The sequence below is a fragment of the Pseudarthrobacter sp. NS4 genome (genome assembly GCF_024758005.1).
Classification (GTDB): domain Bacteria; phylum Actinomycetota; class Actinomycetes; order Actinomycetales; family Micrococcaceae; genus Arthrobacter.
In genome coordinates this window covers 1,811,605-1,830,131 of the sequence record NZ_CP103288.1, presented here as the reverse complement: position 1 = coordinate 1,830,131, position 18,527 = coordinate 1,811,605, and the positions used below count along the sequence as shown (strand labels likewise).

17 protein-coding genes are annotated in these 18,527 nt (G+C 66.1%); 4 read left to right on the top strand and 13 right to left on the bottom strand.

Going from position 1 to position 18,527, the window contains the following annotated elements:
* Position 1 precedes the first annotated feature (1 nt).
* The 6 genes from NXY83_RS08490 to NXY83_RS08465 all read right to left on the bottom strand — a co-directional run bounded on the left by NXY83_RS08490 (position 2) and on the right by NXY83_RS08465 (position 9,617).
* Complete coding sequence (locus NXY83_RS08490) at positions 2-562, bottom strand: hypothetical protein (RefSeq protein ID WP_258805655.1); 561 nt, start codon at positions 560-562, stop codon at positions 2-4.
* Positions 559-1,176: a YgaC family protein gene (locus NXY83_RS08485; protein ID WP_258805654.1), complete on the bottom strand. Its 618-nt coding sequence runs from the start codon at positions 1,174-1,176 to the stop codon at positions 559-561. The genes NXY83_RS08490 and NXY83_RS08485 overlap by 4 nt, the downstream gene beginning before the upstream one ends.
* Entirely contained in the window at positions 1,173-3,146 is a 1,974-nt protein-coding gene (gene dxs, locus NXY83_RS08480; RefSeq protein ID WP_258805653.1) for a 1-deoxy-D-xylulose-5-phosphate synthase, read from the bottom strand. Before dxs ends, NXY83_RS08485 begins: the two co-directional genes overlap by 4 nt.
* A 126-nt stretch (positions 3,147-3,272) precedes the next feature.
* Positions 3,273-6,098 carry an aconitate hydratase gene (locus tag NXY83_RS08475; protein ID WP_258805651.1) on the bottom strand — a complete coding sequence of 942 codons (2,826 nt, stop codon included), beginning with the start codon at positions 6,096-6,098 and terminating at the stop codon, positions 3,273-3,275.
* Between the two features lie 163 nt (positions 6,099-6,261).
* Positions 6,262-7,644, bottom strand: coding sequence for a class I SAM-dependent RNA methyltransferase (locus NXY83_RS08470; protein ID WP_258805650.1), 1,383 nt, complete (start codon positions 7,642-7,644; stop codon positions 6,262-6,264).
* Positions 7,641-9,617, bottom strand: a complete 1,977-nt coding sequence (locus tag NXY83_RS08465) for an APC family permease (protein ID WP_258805649.1) — start codon at positions 9,615-9,617, stop codon at positions 7,641-7,643. The genes NXY83_RS08470 and NXY83_RS08465 overlap by 4 nt, the downstream gene beginning before the upstream one ends.
* Before the next feature lie 119 nt (positions 9,618-9,736).
* Between NXY83_RS08465 and NXY83_RS08460 the strand changes: the two genes are divergently transcribed.
* Both NXY83_RS08460 and NXY83_RS08455 read left to right on the top strand, forming a co-directional pair.
* A complete protein-coding gene (locus NXY83_RS08460) occupies positions 9,737-10,411 on the top strand; it encodes a potassium channel family protein (protein WP_258805647.1) in 675 nt (224 codons plus the stop codon).
* Positions 10,408-11,166 carry a potassium channel family protein gene (locus tag NXY83_RS08455; protein ID WP_258805646.1) on the top strand — a complete coding sequence of 253 codons (759 nt, stop codon included), beginning with the start codon at positions 10,408-10,410 and terminating at the stop codon, positions 11,164-11,166. Before NXY83_RS08460 ends, NXY83_RS08455 begins: the two co-directional genes overlap by 4 nt.
* Positions 11,167-11,170: 4 nt before the next feature.
* Here NXY83_RS08455 and NXY83_RS08450 read toward each other — a convergent pair whose 3' ends face one another.
* The 4 genes from NXY83_RS08450 to dut all read right to left on the bottom strand — a co-directional run bounded on the left by NXY83_RS08450 (position 11,171) and on the right by dut (position 13,640).
* Positions 11,171-11,950 carry a DUF3159 domain-containing protein gene (locus NXY83_RS08450; protein WP_258805645.1) on the bottom strand — a complete coding sequence of 260 codons (780 nt, stop codon included), beginning with the start codon at positions 11,948-11,950 and terminating at the stop codon, positions 11,171-11,173.
* Positions 11,947-12,303 carry a hypothetical protein gene (locus tag NXY83_RS08445; protein WP_258805644.1) on the bottom strand — a complete coding sequence of 119 codons (357 nt, stop codon included), beginning with the start codon at positions 12,301-12,303 and terminating at the stop codon, positions 11,947-11,949. The genes NXY83_RS08450 and NXY83_RS08445 overlap by 4 nt, the downstream gene beginning before the upstream one ends.
* Positions 12,296-13,009, bottom strand: coding sequence for a DUF3710 domain-containing protein (locus NXY83_RS08440; protein ID WP_258805643.1), 714 nt, complete (start codon positions 13,007-13,009; stop codon positions 12,296-12,298). Before NXY83_RS08440 ends, NXY83_RS08445 begins: the two co-directional genes overlap by 8 nt.
* A 106-nt stretch (positions 13,010-13,115) precedes the next feature.
* Positions 13,116-13,640: a dUTP diphosphatase gene (gene dut / locus NXY83_RS08435; protein WP_258805642.1), complete on the bottom strand. Its 525-nt coding sequence runs from the start codon at positions 13,638-13,640 to the stop codon at positions 13,116-13,118.
* Between the two features lie 138 nt (positions 13,641-13,778).
* Between dut and NXY83_RS08430 the strand changes: the two genes are divergently transcribed.
* Together NXY83_RS08430 and sepH are read left to right on the top strand one after the other, a co-directional pair.
* Complete coding sequence (locus tag NXY83_RS08430) at positions 13,779-14,267, top strand: DUF3093 domain-containing protein (protein WP_258805641.1); 489 nt, start codon at positions 13,779-13,781, stop codon at positions 14,265-14,267.
* A gap of 192 nt (positions 14,268-14,459) precedes the next feature.
* A complete protein-coding gene (gene sepH / locus NXY83_RS08425; RefSeq protein WP_258805640.1) occupies positions 14,460-15,773 on the top strand; it encodes a septation protein SepH in 1,314 nt (437 codons plus the stop codon).
* Between the two features lie 45 nt (positions 15,774-15,818).
* Here the strand turns inward: sepH and NXY83_RS08420 are convergent, their stop codons facing one another.
* The 3 genes from NXY83_RS08420 to NXY83_RS08410 are packed head-to-tail and all read right to left on the bottom strand — an operon-like array spanning position 15,819 to position 18,514.
* Positions 15,819-16,544, bottom strand: coding sequence for a thymidine kinase (locus tag NXY83_RS08420; protein ID WP_258805639.1), 726 nt, complete (start codon positions 16,542-16,544; stop codon positions 15,819-15,821).
* Entirely contained in the window at positions 16,537-17,769 is a 1,233-nt protein-coding gene (locus NXY83_RS08415) for an alkaline phosphatase family protein (RefSeq protein WP_258805638.1), read from the bottom strand. Before NXY83_RS08415 ends, NXY83_RS08420 begins: the two co-directional genes overlap by 8 nt.
* Before the next feature lies 1 nt (position 17,770).
* The gene (locus tag NXY83_RS08410) at positions 17,771-18,514 is read right to left on the bottom strand and encodes a DUF5998 family protein (RefSeq protein ID WP_258805637.1); all 744 of its coding nucleotides are present in this window, start codon (positions 18,512-18,514) and stop codon (positions 17,771-17,773) included.
* Between the last annotated feature and the right edge of the window lie 13 nt (positions 18,515-18,527).

The window sequence follows — 18,527 nt, the reverse complement described above, 5'->3', positions numbered from 1 at the left end:
CCTAGAGGCTGAAACTGGTGGCGGGCTTTGCGGAGTGCTTGAGTTTGAAGTTGCCCGGCTCGGTGAAGGGAGCCGCGCCGATGCTGAGCTTGGTAAAGTCCAGGTCCTCGCCGCGGGCGCACACCTTGATGGCGTTGACGGCTTTGTTCACGTCCGGGCAGAGGCAGAAGATGTTCAGCTTGAAGCCGGTGAATTCGGAGCGCTCCACGGTGCCGAGTCCGCGCCAGGCGAGGTGGCTGATGAGGGCATCAGTGGCCTTTTCCTCCAGGTAACGGTCGCGTTCGGTGCCTTCCCTGGTTTTCAGGGCGAACTGGGCCACCACCCAGAACTGCTCCTCCTCGGGGATCTCCGCGTAGCCGTCCTCGGCGCACTGCACCGCGAAGGCGTCCAGGAGTCCTTCGGCGGCAGCGGAATCGGCAACGTCCGTTTCTTCCGTCCTGCTCTGGTGGCCCACGACGCCAAAGTTCATCACGAGCTGGCCGTATTCCTCATCAAACCAGGCCTCCCGGAAGTGGAGGGTACCCTCGTCGTCGCGCTTGTAGACCCTGACTATTCCGCTCATTTACGTCCCTTTGTGAACCATTCGGCGTCTGTGCCGTCGAATGGTGCCTGCTGTGCCTTAACGGCCTGGTAGAGCTCGCCGGCAGAAGCCTGAAGGGCCTCCGCCAGCGCTGGCGGGTAGTCCATGGCCACCCGGTGTTCAGCGAATTCGTCCTCGTCATCGATGAAGACGCCGCGCGTGTCCGTCCGGACCACGTCCAGATCCATGTCGATGACGTGGAACTCGGTGACCTTTGGACGGATCGGGTTCCACTCGTGCGCCACGGCCAGGTCGATGTAGATCCGTACTCCTCCGGGGTGGGCGTCGTCATAGAACGTGGCGACCCAGTCACCGTCGCGGGGTACCAGGAGCACGGCGTCGGACCTGGTGTAGAAAGCTGCGCCGGGCCGTGAGCAGAATTCGTTGGTGCCCTGGAAAATCCACCAGCCGTGCCGGTCCTCGCCAAGGTAGCGGCCCGGCACCACCCAGTGTGCCTTGCCGTTCCACTTGCGGTTGCGCGCTACCACCAACTGCCCGGGCTCAAGGCCTTCAGGTACGCGGGTTGCGCCTGGGTGCTCCTCCCCTGCAGGTTCCCCCAAAACGCCCGGATACTTGAGCTCGGCCTCTCCCCTCACAGGATCGGGAGGCTGCCGGTGGTGGGGTGCTGCTGGCCCGGCAATGGACGCGCAAACGGAACCTTTGTCCCCAAAACCTGCGCGACGACGTCGTGCGTGATCTGCTGGGCCGTCAGCCCAACCCGTTCCAGGACCTGGTTGCGGGTGCCATGGTCCAGGAACTCGACAGGCAGGCCCACCTCGTTCAGGGCGGTGTCCACGCCGGCCGCCCGCATTTCCTGGCGGATGCGCGAGCCGACGCCACCGGCCCGGACGCCGTCCTCGATGCAGATGACCAGCCTGTGGTGCGAGGCCAGGGCGATGATGGACTGGCGGACGGGAAGCACCCAGCGCGGGTCCACCACGGTGGTGCTGATGCCCTGCGCGCCGAGCCTGTTGGCGACGTCCAGGGCGAGCTCGGACATGGCGCCGACGCTGATGATCAGGACATCGTTTTCGGTGGATCCGGAGGGCCGGCGGGAGAGGACGTCAACGCCGTCGCTCAGCCGTTCCAGCGCTTCAATCTCGGCGCCGACGGATCCCTTTGAGAACCGGACTACGCTGGGCGCGTCGCTGATGGCGACGGCCTCGCGGAGCTCCTCGCGCAGCCGGGTGGCGTCGCGGGGTGCGGCCAGGTGGAGCCCCGGAACAATCTGGACCATGGACATGTCCCACATCCCGTGGTGGCTGGCACCGTCGGGGCCGGTGACGCCTGCACGGTCCAGGACGATGGTGACACCCGCCTTGTGCAGGGCAACGTCCATGAGCAGTTGGTCGAAGGCGCGGTTGAGGAACGTGGCGTAGACGGCCACCACCGGGTGCAGGCCACCGAAAGCCATGCCGGCGGCGGTGGTCAGGGCATGCTGCTCGGCAATGCCGACGTCGATGACCCTGTCCGGGTGCCTGGCGGCGAACTTGTGCAGGCCCACGGGGATCAGCATGGCGCCCGTGATGCCTACGACGTCGTCACGCTCGTCGGCGATGGCCGCGATTTCATTCGCGAAGACGGAGGTCCAGGACTGGGCACCGGCCGAGCCGGTCGGTTCGCCCGTTTCAGGATCGATGATTCCAACAGCGTGGAACTGGTCGGCCTCGTGGGCACGTGCGGGGGCATAGCCGTGCCCCTTCTCGGTCATGGCGTGCACGATGACGGGCCCGTTGTAGTTCCTGGCCGTGGCGAGTGCATGCTCCATGGCCTGGAGGTTGTGCCCGTCCACCGGTCCGATGTACTTCATGCCCAGGTCCTCGAACATGCCCTGGGGAGCCCACCAGTCCTTGATGCCCTTCTTCATGGCATGCAGGCTCTTGTAGGTGAACTGGCCTGCGGGGCCGCCATTCTGGAGCTTCTTCTTCCACCAGTCCAGCGCCACCTCGTACGCCGGGGCTGCACGGAAGGAGTCGATGGTGGGGCGCAGGGATGCAAGGTAGTCGGCAAAACCGCCCACGGTGGGCGCGTAGGACCTGCCGTTGTCGTTGACGACAATAACGACGCGGCGCCGTTTGTCCGCTGCGATGTTGTTGATGGCTTCCCAGGCCATGCCGCCCGTAAGTGCGCCGTCACCCACGACGGCGACCACGTGCCGGTCGCCCTGGCCCGTCAGCTGCCGTGCGCGGGAGATGCCGTCAGCCCAGGACAATGAGGAAGAAGCGTGCGAGCTTTCCACGATGTCATGCTCGGACTCCGCCCTGGACGGGTAACCGGAGAGGCCGCCTTCCTGGCGGAGGGTGCTGAAATCCTGGCGGCCCGTCAGCAGCTTGTGGACGTACGACTGGTGGCCGGTATCAAAGACAATGCTGTCCCGCGGCGAGTCGAAGATGCGGTGTACGGCGAGCGTCAGCTCCACCACGCCAAGGTTCGGACCGAGGTGTCCGCCTGTCTGGGAGACGTTGGTGATCAGGAAGTTCCTGATCTCCGAAGCCAGCTGGGTGAGCTGCTCTTCGGTTAACTCGTTCAGGTCCTGCGGATTCCGGATGGTGTCCAAGATTCCCAATGACCCCTCCTTCGGGTGGTAGACGTGCCGTTTAACTCTAACGCCTTGTCACAAATGCAAAGCCGAAGCCCCGGCTGGTCGGTAACCGGCCGGGGCTTCGGAAGGGTGGTACTGCTGGCAGAACCGCTAGTTCACGGAAATCTGGCGCAGCACGTACTGCAGGATGCCGCCGTTGCGGTAGTAGTCCGCTTCACCCGGGGTGTCGATGCGCAGGACCGCGTCGAAGGACTTCGAGGATCCGTCTTCGGCGGTTGCGGTGACCTTGAGGGTCTTCGGCGTGGTGCCTTCGTTCAGGGCGGTGACGCCCTCAACGGAGAACGTTTCCGTGCCGGACAGGCCCAGGGTCGCAGCCGATTCGCCGGCCGGGAACTGCAGCGGCAGGACGCCCATGCCGATGAGGTTGGAGCGGTGGATACGCTCGTAGCTCTCGGCGATGACGGCCTTCACGCCCAGCAGCGCGGTGCCCTTGGCGGCCCAGTCACGGGAGGAACCGGAACCGTATTCCTTGCCGGCCAGGACCACCAGCGGGGTGCCGGCGGCCTGGTAGTTCTGCGCGGCATCGTAAACGAAGGCCTGCGGGCCGCCTTCCTGGGTGAAGTCGCGGGTGAAGCCACCTTCGACGCCGTCCAGGATCTGGTTCTTGATGCGGATGTTCGCGAACGTTCCGCGGATCATCACCTCGTGGTTGCCACGGCGGGAACCGTACGAGTTGAAGTCCTTGCGCTCCACGCCGTTGGCCAGCAGGTACTGGCCGGCGGGGGTGTCGGACTTGAACGAACCGGCCGGGGAGATGTGGTCCGTGGTGACCGAGTCGCCCAGCTTCAGGAGTACGCGGGCATCGGTGATGTCCTTGACCGGCTCCGGCTTCGCCTGCATGCCCTCGAAGTACGGGGGCTTCCGGACGTAGGTGGAGTTCGGATCCCAGGCGAAGGTGTCACCGGCGGGGGTGTCGAGTGCCTTCCAGCGCTCGTCGCCGTCGAAAACGCCTTCGTAACCCTTGGCGAACATCTCCTTGTCGATCGAGGAGTCGATGACCTGCTGGACCTCGACCGGGTTCGGCCAGATGTCCTTCAGGAAGACGTCGTTGCCGGCCTCGTCCTTGCCGAGGGCATCGGTTTCGAAATCGAAGTCCATGGATCCGGCCAGGGCGTAGGCGATGACCAGCGGCGGGGAAGCCAGGTAGTTCATCTTGACGTCCGGGTTGATGCGGCCTTCGAAGTTGCGGTTGCCCGAGAGGACAGCAGCAACGGCGAGGTCGTTGGCCTGGATGGCTTCGGAAACTTCAGCTTCCAGCGGACCGGAGTTGCCAATGCAGGTGGCGCAGCCGTAGCCCACGATGTAGAAGCCCAGCTTCTCCAGGTAGGGGGTCAGGCCGGACTTCTCGTAGTAGTCCGTGACAACCTTCGAGCCGGGGGCGACGGAGGTCTTGACCCACGGCTTGGAGGTGAGGCCCTTTTCGACGGCGTTGCGCGCCAGGACGGCGGCGGCCAGCATGACGGAGGGGTTGGACGTGTTGGTGCAGGACGTGATCGATGCAATGGTGACCGCGCCGTGGTCCAGCTCGAACTCGCGTCCGTCAGCCATCTTGACCGGAACCGGCTGCGAAATGCGTCCCGCTCCCCCGTGGCCGGCCGAGTACTTCGGCGGCTCGCGGTCAGTGTCGGAAACGTGCGTTGACCCGGCGGTGAACGAGGGGGCGTCCGAGGCCGGGAAGGTCTCTTCAAGCGATTCGTCGAGGGTGCCGGCGTTTGCGTCGTGGGAGACGTAGTTCTTCAGGTCGTGGCGGAACTCGTCCTTGGCTTCTGTCAGCTCGATCCGGTCCTGCGGGCGCTTGGGGCCTGCGATGGACGGAACAACCGTGGACAGATCCAGTTCCAGGTACTCGGAGAACTTGATCTCGCGGGACGGATCGTGCCAGAGGCCCTGTTCCTTGGCGTAGGCCTCCACGAGTGCCACGTTCTGGTCCGAACGCCCGGTGAGGCGCAGGTAGTCCAGGGTGACGTCGTCGATCGGGAACATCGCGGCCGTGGAGCCGAATTCGGGGCTCATGTTGCCGATGGTGGCGCGGTTGGCCAGCGGCACAGCGGCCACGCCTTCACCGTAGAACTCCACGAACTTGCCCACAACGCCGTGCTTGCGGAGCTGCTCGGTGATGGTAAGCACCACGTCGGTGGCGGTGGCGCCGGCGGGGATGTTGCCACTCAGCTTGAAGCCGACCACGCGCGGGATGAGCATGGAGACGGGCTGGCCGAGCATGGCTGCTTCGGCTTCGATGCCGCCGACGCCCCAGCCGAGCACGCCCATGCCGTTGACCATGGTGGTGTGCGAGTCGGTGCCGACGCAGGTGTCCGGGTAGGCGCGGAGGGCGCCGTCAACTTCGCGGGTCATCACGGTGCGGGCCAGGTATTCGATGTTGACCTGGTGCACGATGCCGGTTCCCGGGGGAACCACTTTGAAGTCGTCGAAGGCGGTCTGGCCCCAGCGCAGGAACTGGTAACGCTCACCATTGCGCTGGTATTCGATCTCCATGTTGCGCTCCAGCGCACCGGAGTTGCCGAATGCATCGATCTGGACGGAGTGGTCGATGACCATCTCGGCCGGCGCCAGCGGATTGACCCGCTTGGGGTCGCCGCCCAGTTCCTTGACGGCTTCACGCATCGTCGCCAGGTCAACCACGCAGGGAACGCCGGTGAAGTCCTGCATGATCACGCGTGCGGGCGTGAACTGGATTTCTGTATCGGGCTGGGCATTTGGATCCCAGCCTGCCAAGGCGCGAACGTGATCGGCAGTGATGTTCGCGCCGTCCTCGGTCCTCAGCAGGTTTTCAAGCAATACCTTGAGGCTGAACGGAAGGTTTTCTGCACCTTCAACGGAGTTCAACCGGAAAATTTCATATTCGGTTCCGGCTACATTAAGTTTGCCTTTTGAACCGAAGCTGTCCACAGTGCTCATCGCAGGACTCCTCTCGCAACAGTTTCATCTTTGTCGCGCGGTTGACCGCCTGCTAGTTAGGAGGCCCTAATTAGCTCGGGCCCGAAAATTGCACACGGCCGGCCGTGAATACGGGCGCGACGTGGGACTACTACGGTCATCGTAGTCGAAAACATCAGTGGCATCACTGACCTGGAGTCAGCAGTGCCACCGTCTCCAGGTGATGGGTGTGGGGGTAGAGGTCGAAAGCCCTCAGCTCCGCCAGGTCCCAGCCGGCCTGGCGGAAGTAACCCACGTCACGGGCGAACGACGCCGGATCGCAGGATACGTAGGCAATGGCGCGGGGTTGCGCCGCGATGAGTTGGCCAACTACGGCCTTGCCGGCGCCGGCCCTGGGCGGATCCAGGATGAGGGCGTCGAAATTCCGCGGTTTCTGGCGCAGGATCCGCTCTACCCTGCCCTGGACAATCTCCACCTGCGGGGCTCCGTGCAGGTTCTTGCGCGCGTCCCGGCTGGTTCCGGGAGCACCTTCCACTGACAGGACGGACCCGGTCTCCCCCACCGCATCGGCCAGCACGGCCGTGAAAAGCCCGGCCCCTGCATACAGGTCCGCGACCACGGCGCCGGCGTGCAGGAAACCGCCGGTCTGCAGAAATTCTGTGACAGTCCCCACAAGTGTCCCGGGCGCGTCGCGGTGGATCTGCCAGAACCCGGCGCCCGTCACCCGGTAGTCGTGGCCGGCCGCCGATTCCTGCACCCAGGTACGGCCGCGCACCTGCTGCACATCCTCGGTGGTGGGGTCGAAGGCGGCAACAGATACGTCGTCCGGCAGCCCGGCCGCGATGGCGCTGAGCCGCTTGGCTTTCGTCCCGGGAGCCGGGGCGAGCAGCACCAGCGGCCGTGAGCCGTTGCCCGGCGCAGCGACCTCCACCCGCTCAATGCCCTGGAGGTCGATGTCCCACAGCCGCAGGCCGTTGATTGCGCCGGTGGCCAGCGGCATCTCCCGCACCGGAACGATATGCCCCGACCGGTGGGCGTGCATGCCCAGCTTGCCCCCCGGGGTGACCGAAAAGCTTGCCCGCGTCCGCCACCCAAGGCCGTCGCCGCCGTCGGACGCTTCCCCCACTGCCTCCACCGCCCCGCCGGACGGAAGGTGCTCGACGCCGGCCAGCCGGCGGAGCTGCTCAGCCAGTACTTCGGACTTGAGGCTCCGCTGCCGCGTGAGGGCAATGTGCCCGAATTCCGCCCCACCGACGGGTGGATGCCCGTGGCCCCACGCCCTGCCGGAATCAGCCGGACGCCAAAAGTGCTCCACGCGGTCCGGTGACGCTTCGAGCACTTCGACAACGTCGGCACGCCAGAACTTGGCTTTGTCCTCCGCGTCCGTCAGCCGCACCCGGACTTTTTCTCCCGGAATGCCGTGCCTGACGAAGATGACGCGCCCCTCGTGCCGGGCAACGCAGTGGCCGCCGTGGGCAACCGGGCCGACGTCGACGACGGCTTCTTCACCGGCATGCCCTCCCGTGCCGGTCGTCTGGTTGGGCGTGGTGGAGGTTCTGGCAATCATTGGATGTCCTGGAGGTTCTTTGCTTCTTCGGATGATTTGAGCTGCCAGGGAACGCTGGCCACCATGACCCCGGGTTCGAAGTGCAGCCGGGTCTTGATGCGCAGTGCAGTCTGGTTGTGCACCAGTTGCTCCCACCACTTGCCCACGACGTATTCGGGGATGTAGACCACGATAAGGTCGCGCGGGGAATCAAGCCGCATCTGCTTGATGTAATCCATGATGGGGGTGACCGTTTCCCTGTACGGGCTTGCCAGTACCGTCAGCGGCACCGGGATCTCGAGCTTTTCCCAGTCGGCGACGGTCTGGGCGGTCTCCTCGGCGTCGATGTCCACGGTGATGGCGTCCAGCCGGGAGGGCCGGGACGCCCGGGCGTAGGCCAGGGCCCGGAGGACGGGCTTGCGTACGTGGGAGACAAGCAGGACGGCGTGGACCCTGGTGGGCAGGGCGCGCGGTGACGAATCTTCGTCCACAGCCAGCTCCTTGGCCACATTGTCGTAGTGCCCCCGGATGCTCCACATGATCAGGAAAAGGATGAACATGGCGAGCAACGCGATCCAGGCACCCTGCTCGAACTTGGTGACCAGCACGATCACCAGCACCACGGCAGTCATCCCGAAGCCGATGCTGTTGATGGTGCGGGACTTGATGATGCGCCGCCTCAACGTCTTGTCCCTGGCGAGTTTGAGCTGCCGGCCCCAATGCCGGATCATGCCGAACTGGCTGGCCGTAAACGAAATGAAGACGCCCACGATATAGAGCTGGATGAGCTTGGTCACATCCGCGTTGAAGGCTGTGATCAGGACCAGTGCGCCTGCCGCGAGGGCCAGGACGCCGTTGCTGAAAGCGAGCCGGTCCCCCCGGGTCCGCAGCTGGCGGGGCAGGTAGCCGTCCTGGGCGAGGATGGAGCCAAGGACAGGGAAACCGTTGAAGGCGGTATTGGCGGCAAACACCAGGATGACGCCGGTGGCAGCCACGACGAGGTAGAACGGAATGGATCCGGGGCCGAAGATGGCGTGGGCGATCTGGCTGATGGCAGGTGTCTGGATGTAGCCCTCAGGGAGCGTGTTGCCGTTCAGCAGGAACTCAGTGGCCGGATCCATGACGATGTGCACTTTGGTGGCGTTGGCCAGGTACATGATGCCGGCCAGCATCGCAGCGCCGATGACGCCCAGCAGGAGCAGCGTGGTGGCCGCGTTCTTGCTTTTTGGCGGGCGGAAGTTGGGCACGCCGTTGCTGATTGCTTCAATGCCGGTGAGCGCCGCGGCGCCGGAGGAGAAGGCCCGGAGGAGGAGGAACGCGCCGGCCAGGCCCACCAGCCCCTCGTCGAAGCCGGGGGCGGGCACGATGGTGAAGTCCGCCGAGGGGGCCTCGCCAAGCTGGCCGGTGGCCGCCTGGAAGATGCCCACCCCCGTCATGCCCAGGATCGAGGCCACAAAGATGTAGGTGGGGACGGCGAACAGAGTCCTGGCCTCCTTGACGCCCCTCAGGTTGACCAGGGCAAGGATTACGACGCCGATGGCCGCGATCAGAGCCTGCTGTCCGTGCAGTGCCGGGACGGCTGTGGTGAGGTACGTCGCGGCGGACGACATGGATACGGCAACGGTCAGGACGTAGTCCACCAGCAGGGCCGACGCCACCGTGACGCCGGCGTATTTTCCCAGGTTTTCGCCGGCGATCTCGTAGTCCCCGCCGCCCGACGGGTAGGCGTGGACGTTCTGCCGGTAAGAGGCCACCACCGTCAGGAGCACCACCATGACGGCCAGCCCCACCCAGGGCGAGAACGCCACCGCGCTGACGCCGGCCAACGCGAGGGTGAGCAGGATTTCATCGGGCGCGTAGGCTACTGATGAGAGCGCATCGGACGCGAAAACCGGCAGTGCGATCTTTTTGGGAAGCAGGGTACGGCCCAGGCGGTCGTTCCGGACTGGCCTGCCTACCAGCACGCGTTTGACGGCGTTCAATATTGTCAGCACTCCACAAAGCTAGTCGGATTCCCGGGTGATGTCATGACGGCAGTTGGACGGCCGGAAGCCGCGGGGCTGCCGGTAGAGTTCTAGCTGCACAACCTGGACGGCTATACAGAGGAGATACGGTGGCGCATTTCGTGATCATGGGATGTGGCCGGGTGGGGGCGACGCTGGCGCATACGCTGGAGGACGCCGGGCATTCGGTAGCCATCATTGACCAGGACGACCGCGCTTTCCGCCGGCTCCGCCAGGGGTTCACGGGCCGCAAGGTGACCGGCGTCGGCTTCGACCGCGACACGCTTAAGCAGGCCGGCGTGGCTGAAGCGTATGCGTTCGCGGCGGTGTCCAGCGGTGACAACTCCAACATCCTGGCCACCCGGGTGGCGCGCGAAACGTTCCACGTCCCCCACGTCGTTGCCCGCATCTATGATCCGGGCCGTGCCGAGATCTACCAGCGCCTGGGCATTCCCACCGTCGCGGCAGTCCGTTGGAGCGCGGACCAGGTGCTGCGCCGCATCCTTCCGGAGCAGCACCTTGCGGGTGATTTCCGTGAGCCCTCCGGACGCCTGGTCCTGGCAGAACTGGACCTGGACGCCGGCTGGATCGGGCACCGGATCAGCAGCATCGAGAAGGCAGCCGACGTCCGCGTGGCCTACCTCACCCGCTTCGGTGAAGGATTGCTGCCCGATGACGGAACCGCCTACCAGGACGGTGACACGGTACATGCCATGCTGCAGGTTGACCGCAGCTCCCAGGTCGCCCAGATCCTGGCCAAAGCCCCCGCCAAGGAGTTGCAGTGAAAGTGGTTATTGTCGGCGCCGGCAGCGTCGGATCGTCCATCGCCAGGGAACTTCTGGCCCACAAGCACGAGATTCTGCTGATCGACCTCAAACCCGAGGTGATCGGGCGGAGCGGGCTCCGGGGCGCCCACTGGCTCGTGGGCGACGCCTGCGAGCTGAGCACCCTCCAGGGCGCGAAGGTGGAAGAAGCGGACGTGGTGGTGTCCGCCACCGGGGATGACAAGGTCAACCTGGTGGTGTCCCTGCTGGCCAAGACAGAATTCGGCGTCGGACGCACGGTTGGCCGCGTCAACAACCCCAAGAACGACTGGATGTTCAACGATTCCTGGGGCGTGGACGTTGCCGTCAACACGCCGCAGCTTATGACCGCGCTGGTGGAGGAAGCCGTGGAGATCGGCGACCTGGTCAGGCTCCTGACCCTCCAGACCGGAGTATCCGCCATCGTGGAATTCACCGTTCCCCACGACTCGCACGTCATCGGCCGGACTGTGGGGGAAATCCGGTGGCCGGAGGACTCCACCCTCGTGGCGATCCTGCGGGACCACGCCCCCATCACTCCCAGCCGGGACGACGTCATCGATGGCGGAGACGAACTGTTCTTCGTGACCACCATCGCGGCCGAAGACGAACTCCGGGCCCTGCTCTCTGCCGACGCAGTGGAAACTGCGGGTGCCGTGCGCCCGGCGGGCGAAGTGCCGGCAGATGCGGGGCGGGTGGAACAGCAGGTGCCCGAGGACGACGGCTTCGACGGCTAAGCGGTCAGGCTTTTGCGGCCGGTTCCTCCCCGGTCAGATCATCCGCCGGCGCCGGCCGTGTCACCAGCCAGGCGATCCAGACGCCCAGGATGTACAGCGGTGCGCCCATCAGCAGGCGGGTGGTGGCCAGTGCGGCAAGGCCTTCCGGGCCCATCAGGTACAGGGGAACCTGCACGATGAGCCGCAGCGCCAGGACAGCCACGATGATCCACGTGCCCAGCCGGTAGGCCTTGAGCCTGGCCCGGTCCTTGCGCCAGTCCAGGCCTTCGTTGCGGATGAAACCGAACAGCAGGCCGGCAATCGGCCACTTGACCAGGATGGAAACCACCATCGCGAGGATGTAGGCGGCGTTGGTGAAGAAGCCAGGGAGGTAGAAGTCCTCGGCCTTCCCTGTGGTGTTGGCCAACCAGGCGGAAATTCCGACGCCGACAACACCGGCAAGCGCCTGGGTCAGGGGCCGCCGCTGGATGAGTCGGACGACAGTGAAAGCTGCTGCTGCGGCCAGCGCGGCAATCAGGGACACTGTGAGTTCCCGGCTGATGGTGAAGGAAACCAGGAACACCAGGCCGGGCAGGATGCTTTCGGCAATGCCTTGGACGCCGCCGGCGCTCCGCAGGACGTCCACCCGGCCGTCGTGCGTCCTGTGCAGTCCTGCCTTGGCAGCGTACCCGGCGGCGAGGCCGGCAACGGGCGAGGGCTCCTCGGCACCCCGCGGCTCCTTTTCCCGTCCTGCGCCGTCCGGGCGGGACGGTCCGGCGGACGGGTCGGGCTGGGGCGCGGTCATTCGTTCTCCTGACGGGGAAGTATCTCGTAGCGGGGGTTGAACATGGTGGGGAGGCCCTCGCTCCGGGACAGCATCCCTTCGAGCCGGAGTTCGGTACCTGCCTCGATACCCGGTACCCGGCGCCGGCCGAGCCACACCACGCGCAGCCTGGCACGGCGGCCCGGAGTGGCGCCGGTCCGGCCCGGTTCCGAATCGGAAACGATGGCGCTGAAGGCGGCAGTCCGGTCGGCCGGAACGTAGGTGACGGATTCGATGCGTCCCTGGCAAAGCACCCGGCCCTTGGGCGGCAGCTGGCTGAGGGGGATGGTGTGGGCGTCGCCCCTCGGTCCTTCCCCTGGCACAGTGTCAGCCAATCTGTGTGGTTTCGGGCCCACGCTCTGGTTCCTGCAGATTGGGAGTAGCCGGTGGAGGCGTGGTGGTTGCGTCCTTGGGCAGCCGCAGCTGGAGGAGGTCGCGGGGCGGCATGGGGCTGTCGCCGCGGATCACCACTACCTGCCGGAACAGGGCTTCAAGCGGTTCTGCGGCCTCCCGTTCCAAGGCGGCGGCACCGCCAAGGACACCTCGGAGGAACCAGCGGGGACCGTCGACGCCGATGAAGCGGGCCACGCGGTAGCCCTGGCTGCCGTCGGGGAGGCCGGCGGGGAGCTTGGCCACGAGCTCGGTTCCGAACGTGCCTTCGACTTCCTCGACCTGGCCGCCCTGGGACCCCACCGACTGGCCAATCTGGGCGCGGATCTCGTCCCACAGCTCCTCGGTCTTGGGCGCTGCGAACGCCTGCAACTGGAGGCTGGATCCGTTGAGGTCAAGGGTGACTGCGACCACGCGCTGGGTGGCCTCTTCCACCTCGAGGCGCAGCTGGAGCCCCTCGCTGGGCGTAATCAGGAGCGCTCCGAGGTCAACATAGCCGTCACGGCTGCTGATTTCGGATTCATCAAACGGACCGTTGACGCGGCGTCCGGTGCCGTCTGCGACGGCCTCCGCTGGATCTGCGGCCGTCAGCGGTTCGTCCGGTTCGGCTGCCTGTTCCTTCTTGGCTTTCCTGCCGAGCCCAAAGACCATGAGGGGTGTCTCCTTAGTTGTAAAAGTTCCGGTCCGGCCCGAGGAGGGCCCCGCCGTCGTGCTGTGCTGCCCGCCGGCAGCCAGCTGCCGGCGAAAGGAATCAGGCTCAGGGAAGAGTGAATCCGCCGGTGGACCCGAACCCTCCCGTGCCGCGCACGGAGTCGCTCAATTCGCTGACGGGAATGAACTGCGCATGCTCAACGCGCTGGATGACCATTTGCGCAATTCTATCGCCGCGCCGCAGTTCGATGGCCTGGCTGCTGTCGGTGTTCAAAAGGGTTACTGATATTTCGCCGCGATAACCGGCGTCTACCGTTCCAGGGGCGTTAACGATGGTGAGGCCGTGTTTGGTGGCCAGGCCGGAGCGCGGATGGATCAGGGCCACGAAGCCGTCCGGAAGCGCGATGGCCACACCGGTCGGAACCAGCCTGCGCTCCCCCGGCTGCAGAATGACGTCCTCCCGGGCGCGAAGGTCTGCGCCGGCGTCGCCGGGGTGGGCGTAGGAGGGAGCTTCCAGGCCGGGGTCCAGCATCTTCAGCTGGACCTGGAGGGTGGCAGCCGGAGCGCCGGCGGCCAGGCCTGCGCGCACTTCGCCGGGGACAGTGTCGAGTGTGGCGGGATGATCAGTCACAGTCACTCACTCTAACCCGCGCGCCCACATCAGACCTAGGACGCCCCCTCCGGCACAGCCGGGCGGGGGTGGCGGACGCGCAGCCCGGGCCTGCGGCGCCAAGATGAAATAGCCGGGCAAAGGTGGAAAGCTTGGCGCATGCCCGAATCCAGCTCTCCAGCGCCCGTTCCCGATTCACCGTCCACGGGAGGGTCCGTGCTCTACAAGGAGAAGCTCTGGCCCAACGCCTGGATGTGGGTCATCGCGGCCGGTGTCTCGGGGGCCGGGATCCTGGTCTTCGCTCCCATCAGCGCGGCCGCCGGATACACGGCGGCGGCGGTGCTGTTTATCATCATCGCCGTCCTCCTGGTCCTGTCCACGCCCACCATCCTGGTGACCGAAGACGCTCTGACGGTGGGCCGCGCCAGCATCGAGCGCAAATTCGTGGGGACCGTTGAGCAGTTCCGCGGCGAGGAAGCTACGGCGGAACGCGGAACCAGGCTCAACGGCCTGGCGTACCTCTGCATCCGCGGCTGGATCGATCCCGTCGTGAAGATCGGCATCACGGACCCGGCTGACCGGACACCGTACTGGCTGACCTCCACCCGGCGTCCGGACCAACTCACGGCCGCCCTGTCCCGCAGGTAGCAGCGGGCTTCCTTCCCGGACCTGGCTGCAGGACTCTTCGCAGCAGTACCTGCCGTCCCGGTTGTTAGTCCTTCGTTTCCCGCACCGCCGGTATCCAGCGGAAATTCGCGGCGCGCCCTGCCCCTTGAGCCAAAACAGGTGCGGCGGGTGGCAGAGTTTCGATTGATAGTAATGCTCGGGTGGAGGATTTGTATGCAGGATCTACGGCTTGTAGGCGTGCACGACGACGGGACGCATCTCCTGTTGAGCGGTGCCGGCGGCGAGATGTTCCAGCTGCCGATCGATGAAGCGCTGAGGATGGCAAGCAGGTCAACGGCAAAGCCGAAGGCCGACAGGGCTGCCATTCCCATGTCCCCAAGGGATATCCAGGCACGTATCCGCGCCGGGGCCACAGCAGCCGACGTTGCGGAACTGTCCGGCTTGCCGCTCGCGAAGGTTGAACGCTACGAGGGTCCAGTCCTGGCGGAACGGGAGTACGTGGCGCAGCAGGCCCGCAAGGTTGAGGTTGCCACCCCTTCCCCGGGTCATGACGCCTACCGGTCGGCCTTCGGCGACAGCCCTGCCACCCTGGCCGACATGGTGTCGCACCGGCTTTCCGCTCACGGCATTGACCCGTCAACAGTGGAGTGGGATTCCTGGCGCCGGCAGGACGGCACCTGGACTGTTTCGGCAAGTTTTGAGCCGAAGATAGACGGCGCTGCCGGCATCGGCGAGGAGCCGCCGGCGCTGTGGACCTTCAGTCCGGCCCGCAAATCCCTGCAGAATGCCAACCGCTGGGCGCAGCAGCTCAGCGAACTTGAACCACTCGATGGCCCCGTTCCCGCCCGCCGCCTCTCGGCAGTATCGGACCGCCCCTTCGATTTTGAGACTGACGCCGACACTGCCCGCTCCGCTCCTGGCGGCCAGGCAGGATCCGCCCAGGCGGGCAAGGAATCGGACGGCCTCCTGGACATGCTCCGCTCGCGGCGGGGACAGCGGCTGGGTGTGGACGAGGATTCCGACGACGCCCTGGCCCTGCTGCTGACCCACGGCGTACCGGCCGCCCACCCGCGCCCGTCCGAGGTTGTTGCGGAAGAGGAAGACCAGGAACCCGAACCCCAGGTTGACGTTGACGAGGCGCCCGCGGCCAAGGGGGACTCCTTTGTCCGGCGGCGTGATGCCCGCCCCTCCATGCTGTCCCGCCTCAGCCTGATCCCGCCGCACGGGGATCCTGCCGATGACGCTTTGCGGCTGCACGACGGCGTGAGCACCGAGACGCGGGAAATTACCATCGTGGCGTCTCCGCAGCGTCGATCGGACGCGGGAGCAACCGGTAGCCCTTCCGCGAATGCCGGCCTGAACGAGCTCCTTGGCGGCAATCAGCGCCGCCCCGCCCCGAGGCACGAGGATGCCCTGCCGGCCGGCCCCGCGCCTGATGCCGAGGTTCCGGAGCGGCAGCCTGCAAGGCCCAAGCGTTCCAGTGTCCCGTCCTGGGACGAGATCGTCTTCGGCACCCGCGGCGACTGACAGCGGGCAGCTCCCAACGCTCCTGAACGGTTGCCGGCCCTGGCGTTACTCCCCTGTCACCGTTCCGCCGGCGCCGCGCCACAGGCAGGCATCAACCTCGAAGGGCAGCAACTGGTCCTGTTCCGCCATCAGGTTGGCGCCGTGCGCAGTAACGCGCCTCATGTAATGCCGGCGGCACAGGGTCTCATAGCCCACCAAGGAAACATGCCCGCTTCCCGCTGAAGCCACGGTATCCATCGCCATCTCCACGTCGCCCACCACCACCTGCGCACCCTCGGTGACCATGACGCCGTCGACCGTCCGGGCATTGTGCGTGGCGCGGCGTCCGCACCAGCACAGCGCCTCCACCTGCAGCACCTGCACCCGGTCCGCCAGCTCGATGAGCCGCTGCGACCCCGGAAACAGCCGGGTGCGGAAGTCGGCCGTGATGCCGAAGGCGAAAACGTCCACGTCAATCTCGTCAACCACTTTTGCGAGCTGTTCCACCTGCTCGGGAGAGTAGAACTGGGCTTCGTCGCAGATCAGGTAGTCCACACGCTGCCCCTGGGTGCGGCGGCGCATGACCTCCTCCCAGAAGTCGGTACCGTCGGCCACTTCCACGGCGTCAGTTTCCAGGCCAAGCCGGCTGGAGATACGGGATTCGCCGGCGCGGTCGTTCCGGCTGAACCGCACCCCGCCCCGCCCCCTCGCCCTGTGGTTATGGTCCATCTGCAGCGCCAGGGTGGATTTGCCGCAGTCCATGGTGCCGGAGAAAAACACGAGCTCAGCCACGGCGCGTGCCCTTGCCGCCGGCCGGGAAATACAGCAGCGGGACCTCCCGCTCGGCTTTCGTCAGCGACCCGTGCTGGCCTACCACCTCCATGGCGGTGGGGCGGCTCCGCCGTGTGTCGTAGAGGGCAAGGCTGTCCCGGGCCGCGATCATGATGTCACCGATCCTGCCTTCGACGGCGGGACGGAGTTGGCCGAACAGCCCCGCGGCCAGGGCTTCTTCGCGGGTGAACGCCCAGATCCTGCCGCCGAACCGCGCACGCCACGCTGTAAGCAGGCGGTCACGGCTGGTCCCGTTGGCGGTGTCTTCCAGGTACAGGTGCACCATTCTGGGCTCGCCGGCGGTATGCCGGACACCGTCCACCAGGGCGGGGTCCGCGGAGAAGTCGACTCGGTGCTGTTCGGGCACGTCCAGCATGCCGTGGTCCGCAGTGAGCAGGATGCTTGTGCCGGCCGGGAGGGAAGCGTTGAGCCGCTTCATGGTGGCATCGAGTTCCTCGAGCTGGTGCTCCCATTGTTCCGACTGGCAGCCGTAGCGGTGTCCGGCTTTGTCGAGTTCGTTCAGGTAGAAGTACATCAGGGAGGGGCCGGATGCAGCCATGGTTTCAGCGGCGGCAGCCGTCCGGGCGTGGGCTGTGGTGGCAGAGATGAACCGGCCGCCGCGGAGGGCAGCCCGGGTCATCGGAGAGTCGGCGAACTGGGGCAGGCTGATGGTGGTGACGTCCACCTGCCCGGCAGCGCGCTCAAAGACTGTGGGAAAAGGCTGCCACAGCTCCGGGTCGACGCCGGGATCCCAGTTTCCCAGCAGGTTGACTACCTTGTCCTGCTCCGGATCGAGCACGTCGTAGCCCACCATGCCGTGCTGGCCAGGCGGCAGGCCGGTGCCGAAGCTCGACAGGGCGGCTGCCGTGGTGGAAGGGAATGCCGAGTCGAGCCAGACAGGAACGTCACCCTGCCCGGCCTGGATAAGCGAGCGCAGGAACGGGGTGTGCGCCGATTTCTGTTTCAGCAGGTTCCGGCCCAGGCCATCGGCGAGGACCACGCACACCCGTGAGGCGGCGGGAAGCCCGAGGGTGTTGGCAAAACCGTCCACGCCGAGGCTGGCCGCAGCGCTGGTGAGTACTTCGGCGACTGACCGCCGCCCGTACGCGGGTGCAGGGGGCAGGTCAGGTGCCTGGCCGGTTGGAGCAGAGGAGACGCTGAGGGCGGGGTGGCGTTCTTCCGGCATCTCAGCGCTGCTGGTGGCCGCGGCTCAGGCGGGTGCCGAATACGCCGGCGCGGGGCCTTGGCGGCAGGGACTGGACGTGCGGAACCGGGGAGCTGGAGCCGGTGTTCACCGCGCGGAGCGCGCGGGCAAAGAGTTTGGCGTCCTGGACTGCCTGCAGTCCGTCCGCTTCAGCGCTGATCCGGAGGACAATGTCCTCCTGGGCGATGGTGCCGGTGTACCCGTGGTCCGCTTCGCACTGGGGGTCGCCGCAGCTGGCAGGCCCCATATCCAGCCGCTGGCCGCCGGACCAGGCGATGGAGAGCGTCAGTTCGCGCACCGGATCGGAGGGCTTGTAGTTCTGCGGCTGGGCGTACATGTAGCTGAGCACCACCGAACGGATCTGGGAGACCGGTACGGATTCGGTGGAGATCTGCGCGACGATCTGTTCGCCTGCCTCGTCCAGCTGCTGGTCGTCAACGTGCGTGATCACCAGCATGTCCGCGGTCAGCACCAGCACCGTGATGTGGCGGCGGACCTCGGCGCGGTCGAAGTGGGTTTCCAGGTGGACCAGGTGGGCAACGCATTCGCGGCCGTCCAGGGCATCGTCCACGACGTCTGCCACCAGGCGGGGGTAGAAACCGGCCTTCTGCAGGGCGCCGTCCAGGCTCTGGCCCTGGGAACTGTGGCTGTGTGAGCTGTGGTGGCGGACTGCCTGGTTGTCATTGCCGGGCGTTTCGGGCGCCGACGCGGGAGGCTGTGAGCTCATATACCCCATTTTC

What these genes read in the sequence shown, in the direction of transcription:
- NXY83_RS08470 (WP_258805650.1), bottom strand. Translation starts at nt 7,644, where the DNA reads ATGATTGCCAGAACCTCCACCACGCCCAACCAGACGACCGGCACGGGA.
- NXY83_RS08415 (WP_258805638.1), bottom strand. Translation starts at nt 17,769, where the DNA reads ATGCCGGAAGAACGCCACCCCGCCCTCAGCGTCTCCTCTGCTCCAACC.
- NXY83_RS08410 (WP_258805637.1), bottom strand. Translation starts at nt 18,514, where the DNA reads ATGAGCTCACAGCCTCCCGCGTCGGCGCCCGAAACGCCCGGCAATGAC.
- sepH (WP_258805640.1), top strand. Translation starts at nt 14,460, where the DNA reads ATGCAGGATCTACGGCTTGTAGGCGTGCACGACGACGGGACGCATCTC.
- NXY83_RS08430 (WP_258805641.1), top strand. Translation starts at nt 13,779, where the DNA reads ATGCCCGAATCCAGCTCTCCAGCGCCCGTTCCCGATTCACCGTCCACG.
- NXY83_RS08490 (WP_258805655.1), bottom strand. Translation starts at nt 562, where the DNA reads ATGAGCGGAATAGTCAGGGTCTACAAGCGCGACGACGAGGGTACCCTC.
- NXY83_RS08450 (WP_258805645.1), bottom strand. Translation starts at nt 11,950, where the DNA reads ATGACCGCGCCCCAGCCCGACCCGTCCGCCGGACCGTCCCGCCCGGAC.
- NXY83_RS08475 (WP_258805651.1), bottom strand. Translation starts at nt 6,098, where the DNA reads ATGAGCACTGTGGACAGCTTCGGTTCAAAAGGCAAACTTAATGTAGCC.
- NXY83_RS08440 (WP_258805643.1), bottom strand. Translation starts at nt 13,009, where the DNA reads ATGGTCTTTGGGCTCGGCAGGAAAGCCAAGAAGGAACAGGCAGCCGAA.